A 4136-nucleotide genomic window follows, 5' to 3' on the forward strand; every position below is an offset into this window, starting at 1 on the left:
ACTTTAACTTGGGATGTTTCTTTAATTTCATATAAGGATATCTAATTTATGACTGAAAAAAACTTAAGAGTTTTAATTTTATTTATTTTATCTAATGTTTTATGGGGAATTGCATTTTTTTCTCCTTTTTTACCAATGAAGATGCATGAAAAAATTATTGTAGGTGTTCTTTGTGCTACAATTGGTGAAATAGCCTTTTGGATTTTTGTATGGGTTGCAGGAAAAGAAGTAGCTTTAAAATATCGGCAATATTTTTCTTTTAAATATTATAAAAATAAATTCTTAAAACGCTAAGTATTAGAAAGTTGAACTGCACCCTGTCAAGTAGACAATTTAAATAATATAAAATCTAAGCAGCTTGAGCCCTATATTCTAAAGGACTTAAGCTGTTTAATTTTTTTTGTAATCTTTTTGTGTTGTAGAAATTTATGTATTCTTTAATATCTAACTCTTCGTAAGTTTCAAATTTTTTTAAATAATAACTTTCACTTTTTAAACTTCCCCAAAAGCCTTCCATAGGTCCATTGTCGATGCATCTTCCCACTTTAGACATACTTGTTTTAATACCTTGAGTATCTAATTTCACCTTAAAACCTTTCGATGTATATTGATAACCTCTGTCACTATGAAGCAATCCTTTAGCCATAGGATTATGCTCGATAGCTAAATCTAACGTTTAGAAAACTAGTGGATTATCATTTCGATGACTCAATACATAAGAAACGATACTTCTATCATATAAATCTAATATTACACTTAAATATGCTTTTTTACCATCTCTATATTTAAATTCGGTTACATCTGTTACCCATTTTTCATTTGGAAATGTTGCTTGAAATTTTATTATTTAAAAATCCTAATATAATTCTTTCTTTTTCTTGAATCGAAAATTTTGCTTTTTTACCCATATAAAAAACTCCCTTCATAATAAACAGATTTATATTATTTTATCTGTCTACTATAAAGGGAACATATCAAATTCCCCTCTCTTTTTTAGTTATTATTTCCCCATTCGTGCATAAGTTTTAAAATATCAATAAATTGCATTCCTTTATCAGTCATAGAATATTCAACTTTAGGTGGAATTTGTGGATACTCAACTCTATTTACCAGGCCATCTTCTACAAGTTCTTTCAATTGCTGAGTTAACATTTTATGATTTATTCCATTTAATTTTTTCTTTAACTCTCCATATCGATGAGTTCCTTCTATTCCTAAATGCCATAATATAATGGGCTTCCATTTCCCACCAATAAAAGATAATGTATATTCTACGGAACACTTATACTTCTCTTTTCTCTCTTTTCTTGTCACATTATTCTCCTTTACTTACTTTTTGGATAGTATATTACTAAAAAGTGCATACTTTACATATTTATCATATCAATATATACTAAATGAGTAAATAACGCAAGTTAAAATTTTAAATAATCAGGAGGAAAAAATATGTATCCAAGAAATTTTTCACACATAGGAATATCAGTACCAAATATAGAAGAGGCTGTTAAATTTTACAGGGAAGTTATGAATTGGTATGTGATTATGGCACCAACTTTAGTAAAAGAGGAAAAAGAAACAGCAATCGGAATGATGTGTATTGACGTTTTCGGAGAGAATTGGGGAGAATTTAAAATCGCTCACCTTTCAACAGGAGATGGAATTGGAATTGAGTTATTTGAGTTCCCACAAAACGATAAACCAAGAAATGAGTTTAATCCATACCCGACAGGGGTATTCCACTTCTCAGTAAAGGACCCTAACATTGAAGAATTAACAGCTAAAATTGTAGCTGCTGGTGGAAAGCAAAGAATGCCAATCAGAGAATATTATCCAGGAGAAAAGCCATATAAAATGGTTTACTGTGAAGATCCGTTTGGAAATATTATTGAAATCTACACTCATTCATATGAGCTGCACTACGGTGCTGGAGCTTACCAACACGAGTTATAAGATGCAAAAGGGTCCAGTTGAACTGGACCCTTTATTTTCAAAGCTTTAATCTATATTTAATACTAAAAAAATATTAGGTATTATTGTTACAAAGAGAAATATAACAATCCAACATATTATTACACTCTTTTATAACTAAAAAAATAAAACTAAAATTACCTCCTATTGCATGAGATTTATCTAAAGCCGAATAATATTATAATTTATTTGAATTTTTTATAACTATTGGAGGATAACCATTTTTCACTAATTCCTTTTAAAATTATATTTTTTATTTGCCATTCACTAAAAGGCTCTTCATTTTTTATAACATCTTCCAAGTATAGTATAGCTTCTCTATGGTTTACAACATTCTAAATGTTCTCTTAAACTTTTAATTGTTTCTTTGGATAGTGGTCTTAACTCATCTAGTTTTATTTTTTTACAGCTAATTCCTTAGCTTCTAATATAGCTTTATGCAATTTTTCTTCTAATAATTTTTTAGGTGGCAAACTTGCTAAATATTCAGAAACTCGTATATTACCTTCTGTAAGTCCTAAAAGCTCTATCTCTTCTGAATCCTTACTTGCACAAAGTATTATAGCAATAGGTTCCTCTTCAAACTCTTGCTTTTCATATTTACTTAGCCACTTTAGATAAAGTTCAACTTGTCCTTTATATTGAGGTTCAAATTCTCCTAACTTTAATTCTATTAAAACTAATCTTCTCATTTTTCTATGATAAAAAAGAAGGTCTAAATAATAATCTTTATTTCCTATTTGAATTCTTTTTTGTCTTCCCATAAAGGCAAAATCACTTCCAAATTCTAAAAGAAATTTCTCTAATTCTTGTAAGATTCTATTTTCTAAATCTTTTTCAGAATAACTATTTTCTAGCCCTAAAAAATCTAAAATATATGGATCTTTAATAAAAAGAGATTCGGTCATTATTTTCTGATTAGATAAAAGTTCTAAATCTTTTTTTATTGTTTCTTCTGGCTTTTTAGAAATTGCAGTTCTCTCAAATAACATTGAATTAATTCTCTCTTTAAAAACTCTAACAGACCACCCTTCATTTATAGTCATTGCTACATAAAACTCTCTTTTTAATTCATTTTCTATTTTAATTAATTCTACAAAATGTGACCAAGATAATTGTTGCGACAGTGTCGCAACAATCTCAAAATCTTTAAATTTTCTATAAAAATTAATCATTCTTGAAAGACCACTTTTACTAAATCCTCTGCCATAATGAGAAGTTAAACGCTTAGATAATTCTACAACAATATTTTCACCATATATTTTATCTGCTTTATCTAAAATATCTTTTTGAATATATTCTCCTATTTTCCAATATAGAATTATCAGCTCTGAGTTTATGGCTTTTAAGGCACTAGATTTTGAAGTCTCTATTAAGCTTATAATATAACTATAATTCCCTTGAATGTCTAAATTCTTTATTTCGTCATTTTCCATAATATATCTCCATTATTATTTTATTATAAATCTCCTCTTTCTTTAAGGACTTTTTCCCATCTATAGATAGTAGCTCTAGGAACTCCAAACTCTTTTGATAACTCAGTCTTATTGAACCCCTTATTATAAAACATCTTAAATCTATTTAAGCTATCACCTTTTAATTCTATGCTGCCTTTTTTTCGTCCTTTATATTTTCCTTCAGCTTTTGCTATAGCAACCCCTTCTCTAACTCTCTGGTTGATATTTTCTCTTTCTAATTCTACAACAGCTCCAATTATAGTTAAAAAGAATTTACCAATAGCTGTTCCAGTATCAATATCTTTATCTAAAACTTTTAAAGTAGCTCTTTTATCTTCAATCTCTTTAGTTATTTCTAATAGATCCATTGTACTACGACTTAATCTATCTAAAGATTTAACAACTACTACATCACCATTTTGTAATCCCTCTAACATAACTTTTAACTGAGGTCTTTCTTTATCTTTTCCAGATACTTTATCGCTATAAACAATATCAGCTTTATCATAAGCTAAAAGCTGTCTATTTAATTTTTGTTCTACAGTAGAAACTCTAACATAATACTTTATCATCTAAAAAACTCCTTTTGTATTATTAATTTCATATTATTTATAATAATACTATACTATAGAATAAAAATCAACAAAAATTGGATAAATACCTATAATAAAAATATATGAATAAAGAAATTAATTTTAGGTTTAAATTTTT

7 protein-coding genes are annotated in these 4136 nt (G+C 27.7%); 2 read left to right on the top strand and 5 right to left on the bottom strand.

The features are described from left to right. Positions 1-48 precede the first annotated feature (48 nt). Positions 49-294: a transporter suffix domain-containing protein gene (locus HMPREF0202_RS12655; RefSeq protein WP_023051113.1), complete on the top strand. Its 246-nt coding sequence runs from the start codon at positions 49-51 to the stop codon at positions 292-294. Between the two features lie 55 nt (positions 295-349). On the opposite strand, the gene HMPREF0202_RS14865 is transcribed toward HMPREF0202_RS12655, so the two are convergent. The 3 genes from HMPREF0202_RS14865 to HMPREF0202_RS12665 all read right to left on the bottom strand — a co-directional run bounded on the left by HMPREF0202_RS14865 (position 350) and on the right by HMPREF0202_RS12665 (position 1314). Then, positions 350-646 (bottom strand): IS3 family transposase, encoded by a 297-nt coding sequence (locus tag HMPREF0202_RS14865; RefSeq protein ID WP_023051114.1) that lies wholly within the window; start codon positions 644-646, stop codon positions 350-352. 30 nt (positions 647-676) lie between these two features. Continuing rightward, positions 677-847: a DDE-type integrase/transposase/recombinase gene (locus HMPREF0202_RS15735; RefSeq protein WP_084537715.1), complete on the bottom strand. Its 171-nt coding sequence runs from the start codon at positions 845-847 to the stop codon at positions 677-679. Between the two features lie 146 nt (positions 848-993). Beyond that, a complete protein-coding gene (locus HMPREF0202_RS12665) occupies positions 994-1314 on the bottom strand; it encodes a winged helix-turn-helix transcriptional regulator (RefSeq protein WP_023051115.1) in 321 nt (106 codons plus the stop codon). Between the two features lie 132 nt (positions 1315-1446). Between HMPREF0202_RS12665 and HMPREF0202_RS12670 the strand changes: the two genes are divergently transcribed. After that, entirely contained in the window at positions 1447-1950 is a 504-nt protein-coding gene (locus HMPREF0202_RS12670) for a lactoylglutathione lyase family protein (RefSeq protein WP_023051116.1), read from the top strand. 413 nt (positions 1951-2363) lie between these two features. Here HMPREF0202_RS12670 and HMPREF0202_RS12675 read toward each other — a convergent pair whose 3' ends face one another. Continuing rightward, complete coding sequence (locus HMPREF0202_RS12675; protein ID WP_023051117.1) at positions 2364-3404, bottom strand: PDDEXK nuclease domain-containing protein; 1041 nt, start codon at positions 3402-3404, stop codon at positions 2364-2366. A gap of 23 nt (positions 3405-3427) precedes the next feature. Then, positions 3428-3997, bottom strand: coding sequence for a recombinase family protein (locus tag HMPREF0202_RS12680; RefSeq protein ID WP_023051118.1), 570 nt, complete (start codon positions 3995-3997; stop codon positions 3428-3430). Positions 3998-4136 lie beyond the last annotated feature (139 nt).

This window comes from Cetobacterium somerae ATCC BAA-474 (assembly GCF_000479045.1).
In the GTDB taxonomy this organism is placed as follows: domain Bacteria; phylum Fusobacteriota; class Fusobacteriia; order Fusobacteriales; family Fusobacteriaceae; genus Cetobacterium_A; species Cetobacterium_A somerae.